At 46.7% G+C, this 16,896-nt stretch carries 17 protein-coding genes; 14 read left to right on the top strand and 3 right to left on the bottom strand.

Translation table 11 applies throughout. The features are described 5' to 3' along the window. The 8 genes from C5684_RS00005 to C5684_RS00040 form a co-directional block, all read left to right on the top strand. The coding region (locus C5684_RS00005) for a DNA type IV secretion system protein ComB10 (protein ID WP_233708593.1) at positions 1-967 on the top strand (967 nt) is incomplete at its 5' end. Between the two features lie 60 nt (positions 968-1,027). After that, positions 1,028-1,771 (top strand): (Fe-S)-binding protein, encoded by a 744-nt coding sequence (locus C5684_RS00010; RefSeq protein ID WP_104639010.1) that lies wholly within the window; start codon positions 1,028-1,030, stop codon positions 1,769-1,771. After that, positions 1,768-3,210, top strand: coding sequence for a LutB/LldF family L-lactate oxidation iron-sulfur protein (locus C5684_RS00015; protein ID WP_104639011.1), 1,443 nt, complete (start codon positions 1,768-1,770; stop codon positions 3,208-3,210). Before C5684_RS00010 ends, C5684_RS00015 begins: the two co-directional genes overlap by 4 nt. Next, positions 3,203-3,847 (top strand): LutC/YkgG family protein, encoded by a 645-nt coding sequence (locus tag C5684_RS00020; RefSeq protein ID WP_013890661.1) that lies wholly within the window; start codon positions 3,203-3,205, stop codon positions 3,845-3,847. The genes C5684_RS00015 and C5684_RS00020 overlap by 8 nt, the downstream gene beginning before the upstream one ends. 9 nt (positions 3,848-3,856) lie before the next feature. Then, a complete protein-coding gene (locus C5684_RS00025) occupies positions 3,857-4,378 on the top strand; it encodes a DUF2846 domain-containing protein (RefSeq protein ID WP_199764440.1) in 522 nt (173 codons plus the stop codon). Positions 4,379-4,421: 43 nt separating this feature from the next. Then, entirely contained in the window at positions 4,422-4,877 is a 456-nt protein-coding gene (locus tag C5684_RS00030) for a peroxiredoxin (protein ID WP_104639012.1), read from the top strand. Between the two features lie 47 nt (positions 4,878-4,924). Then, positions 4,925-5,122: a sulfur carrier protein ThiS gene (gene thiS / locus C5684_RS00035; protein WP_104639013.1), complete on the top strand. Its 198-nt coding sequence runs from the start codon at positions 4,925-4,927 to the stop codon at positions 5,120-5,122. Between the two features lie 6 nt (positions 5,123-5,128). Further along, entirely contained in the window at positions 5,129-5,851 is a 723-nt protein-coding gene (locus C5684_RS00040; RefSeq protein WP_104639014.1) for a metallophosphoesterase, read from the top strand. On the opposite strand, the gene gpmI is transcribed toward C5684_RS00040, so the two are convergent. Next, positions 5,848-7,335 carry a 2,3-bisphosphoglycerate-independent phosphoglycerate mutase gene (gpmI, locus tag C5684_RS00045; RefSeq protein WP_104639015.1) on the bottom strand — a complete coding sequence of 496 codons (1,488 nt, stop codon included), beginning with the start codon at positions 7,333-7,335 and terminating at the stop codon, positions 5,848-5,850. The genes C5684_RS00040 and gpmI overlap by 4 nt on opposite strands. 1 nt (position 7,336) lies before the next feature. After that, entirely contained in the window at positions 7,337-8,143 is an 807-nt protein-coding gene (locus C5684_RS00050) for an energy transducer TonB (RefSeq protein ID WP_104639016.1), read from the bottom strand. A 104-nt stretch (positions 8,144-8,247) separates the two neighbouring features. Between C5684_RS00050 and glyS the strand changes: the two genes are divergently transcribed. The 6 genes from glyS to C5684_RS09225 all read left to right on the top strand — a co-directional run bounded on the left by glyS (position 8,248) and on the right by C5684_RS09225 (position 16,318). Beyond that, a complete protein-coding gene (gene glyS / locus C5684_RS00055) occupies positions 8,248-10,335 on the top strand; it encodes a glycine--tRNA ligase subunit beta (protein ID WP_233708594.1) in 2,088 nt (695 codons plus the stop codon). 3 nt (positions 10,336-10,338) lie between these two features. Then, positions 10,339-11,607: a TolC family protein gene (locus tag C5684_RS00060; RefSeq protein ID WP_104639018.1), complete on the top strand. Its 1,269-nt coding sequence runs from the start codon at positions 10,339-10,341 to the stop codon at positions 11,605-11,607. Next, a complete protein-coding gene (locus tag C5684_RS00065) occupies positions 11,604-12,668 on the top strand; it encodes an efflux RND transporter periplasmic adaptor subunit (RefSeq protein ID WP_104639019.1) in 1,065 nt (354 codons plus the stop codon). The genes C5684_RS00060 and C5684_RS00065 overlap by 4 nt, the downstream gene beginning before the upstream one ends. After that, entirely contained in the window at positions 12,668-15,730 is a 3,063-nt protein-coding gene (locus tag C5684_RS00070; protein WP_199764441.1) for an efflux RND transporter permease subunit, read from the top strand. Before C5684_RS00065 ends, C5684_RS00070 begins: the two co-directional genes overlap by 1 nt. Continuing rightward, the gene (locus C5684_RS00075; protein ID WP_104628771.1) at positions 15,730-16,014 is read left to right on the top strand and encodes a DUF3240 family protein; all 285 of its coding nucleotides are present in this window, start codon (positions 15,730-15,732) and stop codon (positions 16,012-16,014) included. The genes C5684_RS00070 and C5684_RS00075 overlap by 1 nt, the downstream gene beginning before the upstream one ends. Before the next feature lie 94 nt (positions 16,015-16,108). Further along, on the top strand, positions 16,109-16,318 hold the full coding sequence (locus tag C5684_RS09225) for a hypothetical protein (RefSeq protein WP_199764442.1): 210 nt from the start codon (positions 16,109-16,111) through the stop codon (positions 16,316-16,318). Here C5684_RS09225 and C5684_RS00080 read toward each other — a convergent pair. Continuing rightward, positions 16,277-16,831: a phosphorylase family protein gene (locus C5684_RS00080; RefSeq protein WP_104639021.1), complete on the bottom strand. Its 555-nt coding sequence runs from the start codon at positions 16,829-16,831 to the stop codon at positions 16,277-16,279. The two genes, C5684_RS09225 and C5684_RS00080, sit on opposite strands and share 42 nt — an antisense overlap. Positions 16,832-16,896: the final 65 nt, after the last annotated feature.

Genomic DNA, 16,896 nt, shown 5'->3' on the forward strand with positions numbered 1-16,896 from the left:
CCCCAAAGTTTCAGCCCCCGCCCCCACACTCCAAGATTACCAACGCACCCAAGATAAATTAGAAATCAGGGCAAGCCAAAACGAACAACCACAAGCCCAGCTACAAACCCAAAGCAAAAACCCCGCTCCAAAGCCCGCTAAGCCCCCACCCCAAGAGCTAGAGCCCCTAGAGGACCCCCAAGTTTTAGAGATTCTAGCCACGCGTATCCAGCCCTTTGCCCCCCTAGAGCCCCAAGCCCCTAAAGAAGAGATCGATGATAGTGGTTTAGAGGATTCAACCGATTATGGTGCGCATGGCTTTGATAATCTCTCCCAAAAAGATATGGCAACCCATGAGAACAAACTATTAAGGACCATGACAGCCGATAAGCTCATCCCAGCATTTCTCATCACGCCCATTAGCTCCCAGTTGGCTGGCAAGGTGATCGCCCAAGTGGAGAGCGATGTTTTTGCCAACATGGGCAGAGCCGTGCTCATCCCTAAGGGGTCTAAGGTGATAGGGTATTACAACAACACTAACAAGATTGGGGAATACCGCCTAGACATTGTTTGGACCCGTATCATCACCCCCCATGGCGTGAATATCATGCTCACCAATGCCAAAAGTGCGGATATTAAGGGCTATAGTGGGTTGGTTGGCGAGATGATGACCCATAATTTCCAACGCTACGGGCTCCCCCTTTTGGTCTCCACCCTCTCAAATGGACTTTTAATCGCACTCACAGCGGGCATTGCTAACAAAACTGGGCGTAATAACTTTTTTGGGGATTATCTCTTAATGCAGCTCACCCGCCAAAGTGGCATGGGCTTGAACCAAATTGTCGCCCAAATCCTCAAGGACAAGAGCAATTTAAAACCCGTTGTGGTGATTAGGGAGGGTAGCCGTGTTTTCATCTCCCCTAACCTCGATATTTTTTTTCCCATTCCCAAAGAGGGCGAGATTTTGGCAGAGTTTTTTACCCATTGAAACACAAATGAAACACAAATTAGCTATAATTAGGGATATAATGAGTTTTTAAGGATAGCCATGAAAGTTTATTTTTTTGCCACATGTTTAGGTGGGGCGGTCTATAGCCAAACCATTGTGAATTGTATCAAGTTACTACAAAAAGAGGGGGTGGAGGTGATCTTTAAAAAGGATCAGACTTGTTGTGGGCAACCCAGTTACAACTCGGGTTACTACGATCAGAGTAAACAAGTGATTTTGCATAATCTGAGACTTTTTAGCGAAGATTATCCTATCATCGTGCCTAGCGGGTCTTGTGTGGGCATGATGGCACATGATTACAAAGAACTTTTTGAGGGCACTCCGCACTATGATGAGGTAACGCACTTTGCAGGGCGTGTTTTTGAACTCTCGGAGTTTTTGGATCAAAAATTAGGGGTGCGCTACACCGATACTGGTGCGCCGGTCAAAATCACTTGGCATTCTAATTGCCATGCCCTGCGGGTGGCTAAGGTGATTCAGAGTGCTAAAAAAATCATCGCCCAACTAGAAAATGTCGAACTGGTGGAATTGGAACGCGAGGAGGAGTGTTGTGGGTTTGGGGGGACTTTTTCGGTCAAAGAACCCGAGATTTCTTTTGCGATGGTGCAAGATAAGATCAAAGACATTGAGAGTCGACAAGTAGAATATGTCTTAGCCGCCGATGCGGGTTGTTTGTTAAACATCAGTGGGGCGATGAGTAAAATGCAAAGCCAAACTAAAGCGATGCATTTTTACGACTTTTTAGCCCAAAGGGTGGGGGTTGCTCCAGGGGGTCTAGCATGATAGCCCACAGCGCACAAGAATATGAAAACGCCATCAAGGAAAAACTAGGGGACGAGCAACTCCGCACGAATTTACGATCGGCAATGGATACCCTCATCACCAACCGCAAAAACTTAATCGCCAATCGTTATCATGATTGGGAGGAGCTCAGAGAATTGGGTAAAAATGCCAAACTCAAGGTATTAGCTAGGCTGGATCACTACTTGCAAACCTTTGAGGAAAAGGCTAAAGCCAATGGCTTTATCGTGCATTATGCCAGCAGTGCCAAAGATGCCAATGAGATCATCTACAATCTAGCCAAAGAAAAAAAGGTCGATCGCATTTTAAAGGGCAAGTCGATGGCGAGCGAGGAGATCGGACTCAACCACTTCTTGCAAGAAAAGGGCATTGTAGCCAAAGAAACCGATTTGGGCGAGCTCATTATCCAGCTCATCGATGAACACCCCGTGCATATCGTGGTGCCTGCCATCCACAAAAACCGCTACCAAGTGGGCGAAATTTTCCACCAAAAATTAAACGCTCCCTTAGAGAGCGAGCCTGAAAAGCTCAATGGCATTGCTAGAAAGCACATGCGTGAGGAGTTTAAAAGCTTTAAAATGGGGATTTCGGGTGTGAATTTTGCCATTGCCAACGAGGGGGCAATTTGGTTGGTGGAAAATGAGGGCAATGGGCGCATGACCACCACCGCTTGCGATGTACATGTCGCTATTTGTGGGATTGAAAAGCTGGTTGAGAGTTTTGAAGATGCCTCTATTTTGGTGAGTTTGTTAGGGCCTAGTGCGGTGGGCGTGCCCATTACATGCTATCAAAATATCATCACCGGTCCGCGCCAAGAGGGGGATTTAGATGGCCCCACAGAGGCACATATCATTTTATTAGATCACAACCGCTCTAATATCCTAGCCGATGAAAAATATTATCGGGCTTTAAGCTGTATCCGCTGTGGGACATGCCTGAATCACTGCCCGGTTTATGACAAAATCGGCGGGCATGCCTACTTAGCCACTTATCCTGGACCTATTGGCGTGGTGATCACCCCCCAACTCTTTGGGCTGGATAATTACGATCACATTGCCAATTTGTGTAGTTTGTGTGGGCGGTGTGGGGAGGTCTGCCCGGTTAAAATCCCCTTGCCTGAACTCATTAGGGATTTGCGTTGTGAGAAAGCCCACGAAGGGCGGGGCGTGGTGCGGGGTTACAAGGACACCAAGCATAGCAAGCTTGAAGAGCTAGCCATGAAAGCTTTTGCCAAAATGGCTTCTAATGGGGCTTTGTGGCGGGCGTTTTTAAAGCTCAATGGCTGGTTAGCCCCTTTAGGCAAATGGTTTGGCGATTATGCCCCGGTGCTTAAAATTTGGCTCAAACACCGCGACATGCCCACTATCAACGCCGGATTGCATGCCAAAGTTAAGCAGTTGCAAGGAGTGGTTTATGAATAGCAGACCTGTTGTCTTAGAACGCGTGCAAAATGCCCTCAAAAGGCACACCATCGCCCATGAGGGAGTGCATTTTAAAAATATGTTGCGCGACGAAAAAGAGAGTTTGCTTGAGGAGTATATCCACTTCCAAACCTTGAATCGCGCCCAAGTGGTGCAATCTAGCCCAGAGAATTTAGCGCAGGATTTAAAAGAGGTTTTGGTGGGTTTTGAGAGCGAAAAGATTTTGCATGCTACGGATTTACCGCTGGATTTAGATGCACTAGATAGCCAAAATGCATGGGTGAAAATCCCTTATAACCAAAGTGTGGAGGAGCTTAAAGACACCCTTTTCCATGTGGATACCTCAGTGCTCAAAGCCACATGCGGGATTGCTAACTTGGGCATGGTGGGTGTGGTTTCTTCTCCAGCTAGTCCGCGCCTAAGCTCTCTCATCACGCTCAAATGTGTTTTCTTGCTGGAAAAAAGCAAGCTGGTTAAAAACCTCTATGAGGGTTTAGAAGCCCTCAAAGCCCAAAGCCCCGATCGCTTGGCGACTAATATGCTCCTCATTGGCGGGCCTAGCCGCACGGCTGATATTGAGCTTAAAACCGTCTTTGGTGTGCATGGACCTATGGCGGTCGCAGTGATTTTGTATTAAGGAGAAATGATGTGCTTGCAAGCAAAAACCACGCTCAAAGCAGAGGGAAAAATGATCTATGCGGCACTGAAAAAATTGTTTTTATGTGGCTCTATTTTGGTGTTGTTTTATGGTTGTGCTACAGTGAGAATAGCACCATCATCACTTGCTCAAGAAGCTAAAAAATTTGTTGCGCCTGAAATGGGTCAAGCCGGACTCTATGTTTATCGCGATGGTATTTTTGGCAGCATTCTAAAAAAAGATATTTGGGTTGATGGCGAATGTTTGGGCGAGTCGGCACCTAAAGTGTTTTTCTTTATGCGGTTGCCAGCAGGCAAACACACCATCGCAACCGAATCTGAATTCTCCCCCAATACCTTAAGCCTTGATATGGAATCTGGCAAAAATTATTTTGTCCGGCAATATATCAAAATGGGGGTATTTGTCGGCGGTGCGAATTTGAAATTAGTTGATGAAGAAAAAGGTCGGGTGGCGGTAGCGCAATTAAAGATGGCTGAACCGGGACATTGTAGCGATCCACATCCAAAATGATTTTTATAGAGCGGTCGCAGTGATTTTGTATTAAGGAGTGTGCATGGCGTTACAATTTGGAGACAAAGCCCCTAATTTTAGTTTGTTGGATTCTCAAGGCAAGCAAGTTTCTTTGCAGGATTTGCGCGGGCAAAAGGTGGTGTTGTATTTTTACCCCAAAGATAACACCCCGGGTTGCACCCTTGAGGCGCGCGATTTCACCGCTTTGCAAAGCGACTTTAAGGCTAGGGGGGCACTGATCATTGGGGTTAGTCCTGATGATGCCAAGAGTCATTGCCATTTTATCACAAGCGAGAATCTCAGCATCACGCTTTTGAGCGATCCGCATTTGGAGGCCATCAAGGCTTATGGGGCTTATGGGGTTAGGAACATGTATGGCAAACAGATCGAGGGGGTGATCCGCTCAACCTTTGTCATTGATGAAGAGGGCGTGATCTTGCACGCCCTCTATAATGTCCGTGCCAAAGATCACGCTAAAAGAGTGCTTGTTTTGCTCTGAATGGGCGGGGTTTTGTTATAATGCGCATTATTTTATAAAGGCAGTGCATGCAAATTTTCATTAACGGGCAAGCCCAAGAGGTCATCGCGCCCAATATTGACTCGTTGATCCAGACTTTGGGCATTGAAAAACGCGTTTGTGCGGTGGCTTTGAATGAACGGGTTGTCAAAAAAGAGGAATGGGGCAACACCCCTTTACAAGAAAATGATCGTTTGGAGTGTTTGCAATTCATGGGCGGGGGGTGAGCCTTTGTGGAGACTTTGGCGGAGGGGGCGATCTTTGTTGCCGATGCCCACCACCAAGAGGGTAGCCCCCACCTCCCCCGTTTGCTTGATGGCTTAATTGCCAATCCGCCCCCACAGCTGTTTTTAATGGGGGATGTTTTCCAAATTTTAATGGGGAGTGTGCCTAGTAGCTATAAACCCCATGCCTTGATTTTAGAACAACTGCGTATCCTTAGCCAAAAAAGCACGATCTTTTACTTTGAGGGCAATCACGACATCGGCTTAAAATATTGGGCTAACTTGACTCAATATGCCACCATTTACCCCCGCAAGTGTCAGCCCCTAGCCTTTGCCTATCAAGATCAAACCTACCTAATCGCCCATGGTGATTTGTTCTTGGGCTGGGGGTATGAATTTTACATCCGTCTTTTGTCCAGTGCGCTATCGTGTAAAATCTTGGGGTTTTTGGATCGTATCAGCCAACTTTACCCCTATGTTGCCCGCCCGATCAAAAAGAAAAAGATCAGAGAATGGCATTTGAATCCAGCAGACTGGGTGCGCTTTAAGCAAGAGCGTTTAAAACACTACCTCAAAGGTGCGCAAGGCAAGCTAGATAGGGTCATTGAAGGGCATTTTCATATCCAAAATGCCCCGCAAGATAGCCTGTATTGCCCCCTGCCCGCATTTTATTGCACCAAGCAAATTGCCACCCTCACACCTAGGGGGCTAGTAATTAGCGCAATCCCCTAAAATAGGGGGTCGTCCATCACGCTAGGAATAGGCAAACCCATTAGTTTGAGCACGCTAGCAGCGACATGATTAAGTGCGCCGGACTTGATCTGTTTGGCATCTTGCCCCATCACAAAACAATAAACCGGGTTAGTGGTGTGGTTGGTGAGCACGCCCTCTTTAGCGCTGTGCATTTGTTCGCAATTCCCATGGTCGCTGGTTAAAAGCATCGCATAGCCTAATTCCTGAGCCACTTTGAGCACCTGACCTAGCGCGCTATCCAAAGCCTCTATGGCTTGGATACAAGCCTTAAAATTACCCGTGTGCCCGACCATGTCCCCATTAGCAAAGTTGGCGATGATCAAGTCCTTACCCGCGCGCATGCTAGAGATGATCGCTTGGGCAATCTCAGGTGCGCGCATCTGTGGGCAGAGATCATAGGTGGGGACTTTAGGGCTAGGGATTAAAATGCGCTCCTCATTGGGGAAGGGCTCTTCAACCCCGCCATTGATAAAAAAACTCACATGGGCGTATTTTTCACTCTCGGCAATATGCACTTGGCTTAGGTTGGCTTGAGAGACTACTTGGGCGAGCGTGTCTGTAATCTCTAGCTTAGGAAAGAACACCGGGTGCTTAAAATCCGCGCTATAACTGGTCATCGTGGCGATCACTAGCTCGGGTGCGCCCGCCCCGCATTCCTTTAGCCCTTTAAACATGTTTAAATCCCCGCTTAAGGCTTGGGTGAGCTCTCTAGCCCGATCGCTGCGAAAATTGACAAAAATCACCCCCTCGCCATCAAACATGCCCTTATAGTGCCCAAAGCTGGCGGGCTGTATGAATTCATCGTAAATATTGCGGGCATACATGGATTCAATGTAGGCTGAAGGGCTCAACATGGTTTTATTTTGGGCATGCACGATGCTTTCATAGGCAGCTAAAATGCGATCATAGCGTTTGTCGCGATCCATAGCAAAGAAACGCCCAGAAATGGTGGCGATGGCGATATTGTGGTTGCAAATGCAAGAGATCAATTTGAGGTATTCTAGTGCGCTGGTGGGCAACACATCGCGCCCATCGGTGATCAAGTGCAACCACACCTTTTTACCCACCCGCTCTAAGAGCAATGCCATGCCAATGAGGTGATCGATATGGGCATGCACGCCCCCATCGCTCATCAAGCCCAGCACATGCACAATGTGGGCGTTATCCACTACATGCCTGAAGGCGGGGTTATCCTCCATGCAATCCTCTTCAAACGCCTTGGAGATTTTGACCAAATCTTGATAGAGTATGCGCCCCGCCCCAATACACATATGCCCCACCTCAGAATTGCCCATTTGCCCCTCGGGCAGACCTACGCTAAGACCATGCGTGTTTAATAAACTATGGGGCAAATGAGCCAACATCCAATCGTAGGTGGGTTTTTTGGCATGGTAAAAGGCATTGCCCTCTTTTGTGTCGCTATGCCCCACCCCATCAGTGATGATCAGCAATGTTTTTTGCATATTAAAACACCGGGGCTTCTTGCATCAAGAAAATCCCATCATCCTCTTGACGCTTTTTGGGTTTGGGCTGTGTGTGGTGGGTTGGCTCCACTTTGGGTTTGGGCTTGTGGTGCTGGGTTGTTCTGGGTTTAGAGGGTTTTCTATGGGTTTTTTTAGGAGGGTTTTTCTTAGTTTGCTTGGGGGGTTGGTAGGGCAATTCAGATTGGGCATAGAGGGGGGTTTTGGGCTTGTGCTCGTGCTCTCTAACAAACTGCTCTAAGGTGGGCATGAGGCTCTGTAGGGTTTTGATCTTGGTTAGGAGGTCTTGGTAATACTCATCGGCTTCTTGGTTAGCCATAGCTGGGTGTTTGGCTCTTTGGATATAGTAAGCCCGAATCATTTCTTTGAGGTTGCCCTTGTGGATACGCTTGAAACTGACCAAAGTGTCTAGGGCGATTCGGGAAGCGAAATTACGATCTCTGATGAGCAGATCGCCATAGTAACTTTTCATAAAAGGAGTCTGCCCCTCATTGTAAAACTTCAAGACGGCTGGGATATAGGCATGGTAAATCCCCGCACTTGTCTCATCAAAATTGACTCGATAAGCCCCCGCACACGACTCTTTCCATGCAATGGCCGCCATCTCATAGCCTAAATTTTCTTTAGAACCATAATGGTAGGCATAGACCAAAACCTTTTTTTGTTCCAAATTAAAATGACTAGGATTCATACATTCCACAAAGTCAGGCTTGGCTGCTACCCCACTCACCACCGCACCACCCAAAATTGCCAGCACAAAAACATGGCGGAAAAATCCCCAAGCCCACATGACAAACCTTTAAGAGTTTTTCACTTTAAGTTTTGCTATAATCTTAACATAAGTAACCCTTGATAACTATTAATGGCTAGCCTGATTCACGCATAGGAGCTTACTTGAATCCATTACTCATTGAAGTTCTAGTTGAAGAGATGCCCGCTAAGGCTTTGTTGGCAGAATTTAAACACATCCTAGACAAATTCCACCAAGCCCTGCAAAACCACCAAGTGGATTTTAAAGGCGACTTGCGCAGCTATTACGCCCCCACACGCCTTGTTTTGCATGCCCTCGATTTCCCCACCCACACCCCAGCCCAACAGATCGAACACTTTGGTCCCCCCTTAAGTGTGGCGATGAGCGATCACCAGCTCAATCCCATCGGGCAGAAGTTTTATACCAAATTGGGGCTAGACCCCACCCAAGCCTTTAGCACGGCACTCAAAAACAATAAGGAAGTCTTGCATGCTGTGGTGCAGAGCGCACCCATTGCCACCGCCACGCTTTTAGATGGCATTTTGTTGGAGTTTTTGCGATCGCTAGATTTTGGCAAAAGCATGGCGTGGGGCAGTGTGCCAGAACGCTTTATACGCCCCATCCATAATATTTGCGTGATTTTTGGGGACGATCTAGTGCCCCTAGAGGCTTGCCAACAAGCTTATGGTTGCACCGCTAAGCGTGCGACTAAAATCCATGTGGCTAAGAGTTTTGCCTACCATGAGACACCCAGCATAGAGGCTTATTTTAAAACCCTGCAAGAAGGTTTTGTGATCTTAGACCCCGACAAACGCCAAGAAAAAATCTTGCATGAGATTGCCGCCCTAGAGCAAGAACATGGCGTGCAGGTCCAGATGGATCCTGAACTTTTAGAGGAGGTGATCGCCATCACCACCTACCCCACAGCCCTTTATGGGCTTTTTGATCGTGCCTTTTTGGATTTGCCTACAGAGGTTATCACCACCTCCATGAAAGAGCACCAACGCTATTTTGCCACTTTCAAAGAGGGCACGCTCAATAATGGTTTTATTGTGGTGAGCAATGCGCCCTTGCAACACCCCCAAGATTTTGCCACCATTTTAGCGGGCAACCAAAAGGTTTTGCGTGCACGCCTAAGCGATGCGGTGTTTTTTTACCAAAACGATTTGAAAAAATCCATCGAATGGGAACATGTAGCCCCAGCCCTAGATAAGATCGCTTTTATGCAGGGTTTGGGGAGCTTGGAAGACAAAGTGGGGCGTGAGCAAAAAATCGCCCTCTTTTTAGCCCAAAAATACGCTCCCCACTCCACAGAACCCCAAGAGGTTTTGCAAACCAAACTTTTAGAGTCCTTGCACCTAGCCAAGGCGGACTTGTTGAGCGAAGTGGTCTATGAGTTCCCCGAGTTGCAAGGCGTGATGGGCTCTTACTATGCCAAGCACCACCACAAAAGCCTAGAGATTTGCACCGCACTTAAAGAACAATATCACCCCATCGCTGAGGGTGCGCCCTTACCCAGCACTTTTTTAGGCGCGCTCTTGGCGTTGAGTATCAAACTAGATAGCTTGTTGGCTCTTTTTAGCGTGGGTAAAATCCCCACGGGCTCTAAAGACCCCTTTGCATTGCGCCGTGCGTGTAATGGCGTATTGCGTATCTGCTTGCACTACAACCTGCCCTTTAATCTCCAAGCCGATTTGCAAACCCTGAGTGCCCACTATGCCCCCTTTGATCTCTCTTTGCTAAGAGAGTTCATGCTGGAACGCCTCTCCCATGTTTTAAGTGTCAAAACCCCCAATCTTTATAAAAGTGTGCTAAAAGGCATTGAAGCCTTAGGGGGGCAAGATTATGAGATTTGCCAAATGGCTAACAAACTCTATGCCTTGCAAGATTTTTTAAATCAAGTGGAGGATTCTAAGCAGTTGGTGGGCGTGTTTAAACGAGTCGCTAATATCACCCAAGACACACAACATGCCAGCAACCCCGATCCACGCCTTTTTCAAGATACCAGCGAACAAGGGCTTTATGAGGCTTACTTGAACTTGCAAAAAAGCACATTCACCCAATGGGGCGATAAAATCCATGCCCTATTTGCCCTCAAAGCCCCCCTAGAACTCTTCTTTGAAAAAGTGCTCATCAACGATTCCAACCCCCAAATCCAAAATAACCGCAAAAGCTTACTCTTTTTAATTTGTCGGGAATTTTTGAGTGTGGCGGATATTAAGGAATTGTAGGGCTTGCGTTTTAAAACCCTTTGGCTAACCGCAAGCCTTTTAGCCAGCTTTTTAAGTGCTAAAACCTTTTCTGTAGAGGAATTTTTCAAACGAGTCGAGCATAATTCGATGGAATTGATCCAAAAAAAGGCAGAGTTTATTAGCCTTTTGGAGGAGCAAAAATCCACCAATGCTTGGGATTTCCCCTTTATCTCCAATGAAACCTCTATGGTGCGCAACTACCAAGGCATTGCTGAGGCCCAGCCTAGAACCGTGCTGATGATCAAACCCAAACTCCCATGGGTTAGCCGTCTTTTAGCCCGCAGTCTTTCGATTAAAAATGTGCAATACCGCAAGAGTTATGAGCTCAGCCGCAATCTCGCCTTTATTGGGGCAAAACGCCTCTATCTGAACTACATTTTAAACATTGAAAAACACAATATTTACGCCCGCCGTGAACAGATTTTTTTATCCCAGCTCAACGCTGCCCAACGCAAAGTTGAGGCAGGGAGCATGTCTGAAAAGGACTATATCAACTTCAAAAACTCCTATTTGGAATCCAAATTAGCCAAGATCAACATGGAGACCTTAATCATCAACCAAGAAAAAACGCTCAACACCATGTTAGCCATCGTGCATCCTGTCGTCTCCAAAAACGCCGATTTTAGCACCTTCTTAGACAAAGATCACCTCATCAAAATTCCAGGTTTGCAATTTGAATATGTGCGTATTGGGGAGTATGGGCTGCAACGAATCTTGGATCATTCCTTGTATGTGGAAGTGCTGGACTTGAGCGCAAAAGATTATAAAGTGAATGCCAATTTGGCTAATCGGGATGTCTTTAAAAACTTTGAATTTGGTTTGGGGGCAGAGAGTTATAACTCAGCGACCAATTTTTCCATTGAGTTTAATATCCCCCTGCCTGTAACGCCTAAAAATATCCACTTGAAACGCAAGTTTTTAGCCCTAGAGAATGGCACACGGGCTAAAAATGTGGTGATGAAACGCAACATAGGGATCAACGCCCGTGCCTACCTCAACCAGCTCCAAACCAAAGAAAAATACATGAAAATCCAAATTGAAGCCATTGATAACAAAGCTAAGTTAATGGAGATGGGGCGCATTGCCTATGAAGCCCAAAAAATCGGGCTCTTTGAATATTTGATCTACCAAAACTCTTACATGGACGCATTGATCGCTTTGGCAGAGGCTAAGATCGAGTATGTCAATATCACCGCCCTTTTAGAAGAGACACTGGGGCAGACTTTCACACGCATTAAGGGACCCCAATGAAAATCTGGGTCTGCTTGTTGCTCTTTTTGGGGGTTTTGGGGGCTTATGATGAAATCGTTTTGACCCAAAAGCAAATTGATAGCTTGGGGATTAGTGTTGTGCCCCTAGATAAAAAATTTGGGACAAAGGGCTTGCCCTTTAACGCCGTGATTGATTTTAACAACTCCAACCCCAAACACACGGTGATTCAAAGTTTGAGTTTTAACGCCACCGTGGTCGCCATTTACAAGAGCGAGGGCGAATATGTCAAAAGGGGCGATCTCATCTGTGAGATTAGCTCCATTGATCTAAGCAACCTTTACTTCCAGCTCCAAAATAGCCAAAACAAGCTCAAGGTTGCCCTAGATGTGAGCTCCAAAGACTATAAACTTTATAAACAAGGTGTGATCGCCAAAAGGGAGTATCAAAACAGCCACCTTATCAGCGAAGAGATGCGCCTAAGGGTGCGCCAACTAGAAGACACTTTCCGCAACTTTGGGATTGACCCTAAAAAACCCATGGGGCTTTATGGCTTTAAGATCATTGCACGCAATAGTGGCGTTTTATCCATCGCCCCCAAAGTGTTGGGCGAAAAAATCCTCCCCTTCACGACCTATATCCGCATCGCTGAAAATAACGATTTGATCGCGCGTATCAAATTACCCGTCAGCCTCTCTAGGTATATTAAAAAAGGCTCGCGTGTGTTAGACGCGCTGGGGAATAAAATTGGGGTGATTCAGAGCATCTCTGTGGTGCTGGATCGCAACTCCAACACCATTTTAGCCACCGCCTTTATCGATGCGCACAATTACCATGTGGGCGAGGTGGTCGATGTCTATATTGAGGGGTTCAAACCCAAAAACTCTTTGATCGTCCCCTCTAGTGCGATTATCCGCAACGATCAAGATTACTTAATGTTTGTGCGCACGCCCAAGGGTTTTATGCCCACCCCCGTGCAAATCATTGAGGAACGCACCCGTGTTTTTGTGATCAGCAATAAAAATATTAATCCGCATGCCAAAGTCGCCGCCGGGGCCTTAGTGAGCCTGAAGGGCATTTTAAACAATCTAGGTGATGATTGATGTTGGCTTCCATCATTGAGTTTTCTTTACGCCAACGCTTGATTATCTTGATCTGTGCCTTTTTGCTCTTGCTCTCTGGGCTGTATGCCTTTTTCACCACCCCTGTTGATGCCTTCCCGGATATGTCCCCCACCCAAGTTAAGATCATCTTAAAGCTTCCGGGCAGCTCGCCTGAGGAGATGGAAAACAATGTGGTGCGCCCCCTAGAGTTGGAATTGCTAGGCTTAAAAGGGGAAAAGTCCTTGCGGAGCACTTCTAAATACGCCATTTGCGACATCACGATCGATTTTGAAGATGGCATGGATATTTACCTAGCGCGCAATATTGTCAATGAAAAACTCGCCCTTGTGATGCCAGATTTGCCCCCAGAGGTGGATGGTGGCATCGCCCCCATTGTTACCCCACTATCAGATATTTTCATGTTCACCATCGATGGGAATTTGCCTGAGGTGGAAAAACGCCAACTCTTGGACTTTGTGATCCGCCCCATGTTAAGGACGATCCCGGGGGTGGCAGATGTCAATTCCATTGGGGGCTTTAGCCGTGCCTTTGTGGTGATCCCCGATTTTAATGACATGGCAGGCTTAGGGATTTCCATTAGCGATTTAGAAAATACGCTTAGAGCCAACTTGAGTAATAGCGGGGCGGGGCGTGTGGATCGCGATGGGGAGACCTTTTTAGTCAAAATCCAAACCATGGCACTCACCCCCAAAGAGATCGGGGACATCACCATCTCGACCAAAATGGGCTTTTTGCATATCCGCGATTTTGCTAAGGTGGTGGTGCATTACCGCACCCGCTTAGGCTTTGTTACTAAAAATGGCATTGATGAAACCACAGAAGGACTCGTGCTTTCCCTTAAGGGGGCAAATTCTAGTGAAATCATCAAGCAGGTCCGCCAAAAACTCGATCAAGACATCAAGCCCTTATTGCCTGCAGGCGTGCATACCCATGTCTTTTACGATCGCTCCGAATTCACCCAAAAAGCCATTGACACGGTTACCCAAACCCTCATAGAGGCGGTCGTGCTGATTGTGATCACCTTGTTTTTATTCTTGGGTAATTTTAGAGCCAGTGTAGCCGTGGGGGTGATCTTGCCCCTAAGCCTGAGCGTGGCTTTTATTTTAATCAAACTCAATGGGATCACGCTCAATTTAATGAGCTTAGGCGGGCTCATCATTGCCATTGGCATGCTCATCGACTCGGCAGTGGTTGTGGTGGAAAATGCCTTTGAGAAATTGAGTCATAACCGCACCACCACCAAGTTACACACGATGTATCGCTCGTGTAAAGAAATTGCGATCTCGGTGGTGAGTGGGATCATCATCATCATTGTCTTTTTTGTCCCCATTTTGTCTTTGGAAGGGATCGAGGGCAAGATGTTCCGCCCCCTAGCCTCTAGTATCGTCTTTGCTCTGCTGGGCACTTTGGTGCTCTCCATCACGGTGGTGCCCGTGATTAGCTCGATGGTGCTCAAAGCCCAGCCCCATAAAGAAACCTACCTCACCCGCTTTTTTTATTTTATCTACACCCCTGCTCTGCGGTTTGCCTTGAAAAACCCTAAAAAAATGCTCTTAGGGGCATTGATCTTTTTAGCCGGGAGTCTCTCGCTCTTCCCCTTTGTGGGTAAAGCTTTCATGCCTAACTTAGATGAGGGGGATAGCGTGCTGAGTGTGGATAGCGTGCCCTCTATCTCGCTCAACCAATCTAAGGATTTGATCTTACGCATTGAAAAGACCATTAGGGAGAATGTTAAAGAGGTCAAGGCGATCGTAGCAAGGACGGGATCCGATGAACTCGGTTTGGATTTAGGGGGGCTCAATCAAACTGATATGTTTATCTCCTACATCCCCAAAAAAGAATGGAGTGTCAAAACCAAACAAGAGCTTTTGGATAAAATCCTCAAATCTTTGGAGGATTACAAGGGGATTAGCTTTGCCTTCACCCAACCCATTGAAATGCGCATCTCAGAGATGCTCACCGGTGTTAGGGGCGATTTAGCCATTAAGATTTTTGGGAATAGCATTGATAAGCTCAATGAGTTGAGCGCGCAGATTGTGGAGGTGATTAGGGGGGTTAGGGGCTCTAGCGAGGTTTTTACAGCTCTTAACAAAGGGCTAAATTACCTTTACATCACCCCCGATCGGGATGCGATGGCTAATGTGGGGATCACCAGCGATGAATTTGCTAAGTTTCTCAAATCCGCCCTAGAGGGGATCATTGTGGAGTTTATCCCAACGGGCATTTCTAGAACCCCTGTTATTATCCGCCAAAAAGAGGACATCTCCACCAATATTACCCTCATTAAAAGTTTAGAGATGACCTCTAAACGCAGGATTGCTGTGCCCATCACCTCCATTGCCACCATTAGCGAAGTGGATGGTCCTGTAGCCATTGTGCGCGAAAATAGCACCCGTATGAGCGTGGTGCGCTCTAATGTCGTGGGACGGGACTTGGGCGGGTTTGTCGATGAGATTAAGGCTAAGATCGCCAAGAAGGTGCAGCTGCCCCCCAACTACTACATCACCTACGGCGGGCAGTTTGAAAACCAAGAACGCGCCAACAAACGCCTATCGACCGTGATCCCCATTAGTATTGTGGTGATCTTTTTTATCCTCTTTTTCACCTTTAAAAGCGTCCCCCTCTCGCTCTTAATTTTGCTCAATATCCCCTTTGCCATCACTGGCGGGTTGATTGCCCTTTTCTTAACCCAAGAATATATCTCTGTGCCGGCTAGCGTGGGCTTTATCGCCCTCTTTGGGATTGCCGTTTTAAATGGGGTGGTGATGATTGGGTATTTTAGAGAACTTCTAAATCAGGGCAAGAGCGTAGAGGAATGCGTCTTTGAAGGGGCTTTGCGGCGTTTGCGCCCCGTGCTGATGACCGCTTGCATTGCGGGCTTGGGGCTCATCCCCTTGTTGCTCTCGCATGGCGTAGGTTCTGAGGTGCAAAAACCCCTAGCCATTGTGGTTTTAGGCGGGCTGGTAACCTCTAGCATCCTAACGCTCTTGCTCTTGCCTCCGATGTTTATGCTGGTGGCTAAAAAAATCAAGGTGGTTTGATGGTGATCTTAGAAGTTTATGCAGATATGAAACTCAAGGACATGATCGTGGATCACCTCCTAGAACATGGGCATGATTACTTTTACTTTTTTGAGTGCTTTGAGTATGCGGCTATTTCTTTATTAAAGAGTGAAAAGGAGCAGGTCAGCGGGCGCAAGGACTATGGCTTGTTCAAACTCTATTTAGAGCAAGCCCAAGCAGACAAGCTCGCCCAAGAATTGCAAGCCTTGAGCCAAGAGATCGCATTGTATCTCTTGCCCAGTGTTGCCAAATTTCCAACTTAAAAACGCAGATGCGGGGATTTAAAACATAGCGGCTGTCAGATTTAGGGGATAATTAACCCCCGCTTATATTAATAAGCGGAGATAGACCTTAGTCTTGTTTGTTGCTGTTATTGCAGCTATTGTTGTTTTGGTTGCTGTTGTTGCAGCTATTGCTATTGTTGCTGTTTTGGCTATTGCTGTGGCTGTGGTTGCTACAGCTATTGTTATTGCTATTCATAACTTTTTCTCCTTTCTAAAATTTTGGAAGTTTGCACTTCCACACTCAAGTATAGCACAAATTGGCTTGTCTAACCCATGCTTGTAACTTGGCGCAGGCTTGGGCATGGTTTTCTAAAAACTGGGCATGGGCGTTGTGATCAGCCCAATTGGTGGTGCAAAAAATCCCAAAGCTGGGCAGATTAAACGCTTTAGCCACGCTTAGGACACTGAAAAATTCCATATTTTCTAGCCCAATCCCCAAATGGCGCATACAGCCCGCAAAATTGGGATCGGTGTGGATGTAATTACTGGAATTGACCTTGATGGGTGGCAAATCAAGAGCTTTAAAATCATCTGTTTGGATTTCTAGGGCATTTTCTATAGGCGTGTAGCTGTGTTGGGTAACAAAACTCTGCTCAATTTGAAAAGCATGGGCACTTTTATATAAGCACAATAAGGGCAGATCAAAATCATAGGTCCCCGCACTCCCAATAAAGATCAAAGAGGTTGGTTTTTCTAGCAAGCACAAACGGCTAAGTTCTAAGGCACTTTGCACCAAACCCACCCCGATACTCCTAGCAAAACTAAAACTTTCCATTTTCCCCGCACACACAAACATGCTAATCCTTATCATTTTCTTTATTCTACCACTTTTAAGCTAGCCTGTGCTAGAATGCGCCCCAA

It is taken from the genome of Helicobacter bizzozeronii (assembly GCF_900196775.1).
Classification (GTDB): Bacteria; Campylobacterota; Campylobacteria; order Campylobacterales; family Helicobacteraceae; genus Helicobacter; species Helicobacter bizzozeronii.

Coding starts and splice junctions, on each gene's coding strand:
- C5684_RS00010 (WP_104639010.1), top strand. CDS start 1,028: ATGAAAGTTTATTTTTTTGCCACATGTTTAGGTGGGGCGGTCTATAGC.
- C5684_RS00015 (WP_104639011.1), top strand. CDS start 1,768: ATGATAGCCCACAGCGCACAAGAATATGAAAACGCCATCAAGGAAAAA.
- C5684_RS00020 (WP_013890661.1), top strand. CDS start 3,203: ATGAATAGCAGACCTGTTGTCTTAGAACGCGTGCAAAATGCCCTCAAA.
- C5684_RS00025 (WP_199764440.1), top strand. CDS start 3,857: ATGTGCTTGCAAGCAAAAACCACGCTCAAAGCAGAGGGAAAAATGATC.
- C5684_RS00030 (WP_104639012.1), top strand. CDS start 4,422: ATGGCGTTACAATTTGGAGACAAAGCCCCTAATTTTAGTTTGTTGGAT.
- thiS (WP_104639013.1), top strand. CDS start 4,925: ATGCAAATTTTCATTAACGGGCAAGCCCAAGAGGTCATCGCGCCCAAT.
- gpmI (WP_104639015.1), bottom strand. CDS start 7,335: ATGCAAAAAACATTGCTGATCATCACTGATGGGGTGGGGCATAGCGAC.
- C5684_RS00050 (WP_104639016.1), bottom strand. CDS start 8,143: ATGTGGGCTTGGGGATTTTTCCGCCATGTTTTTGTGCTGGCAATTTTG.
- C5684_RS00065 (WP_104639019.1), top strand. CDS start 11,604: ATGAAAATCTGGGTCTGCTTGTTGCTCTTTTTGGGGGTTTTGGGGGCT.
- C5684_RS00070 (WP_199764441.1), top strand. CDS start 12,668: ATGTTGGCTTCCATCATTGAGTTTTCTTTACGCCAACGCTTGATTATC.
- C5684_RS00075 (WP_104628771.1), top strand. CDS start 15,730: ATGGTGATCTTAGAAGTTTATGCAGATATGAAACTCAAGGACATGATC.
- C5684_RS00080 (WP_104639021.1), bottom strand. CDS start 16,831: ATGTTTGTGTGTGCGGGGAAAATGGAAAGTTTTAGTTTTGCTAGGAGT.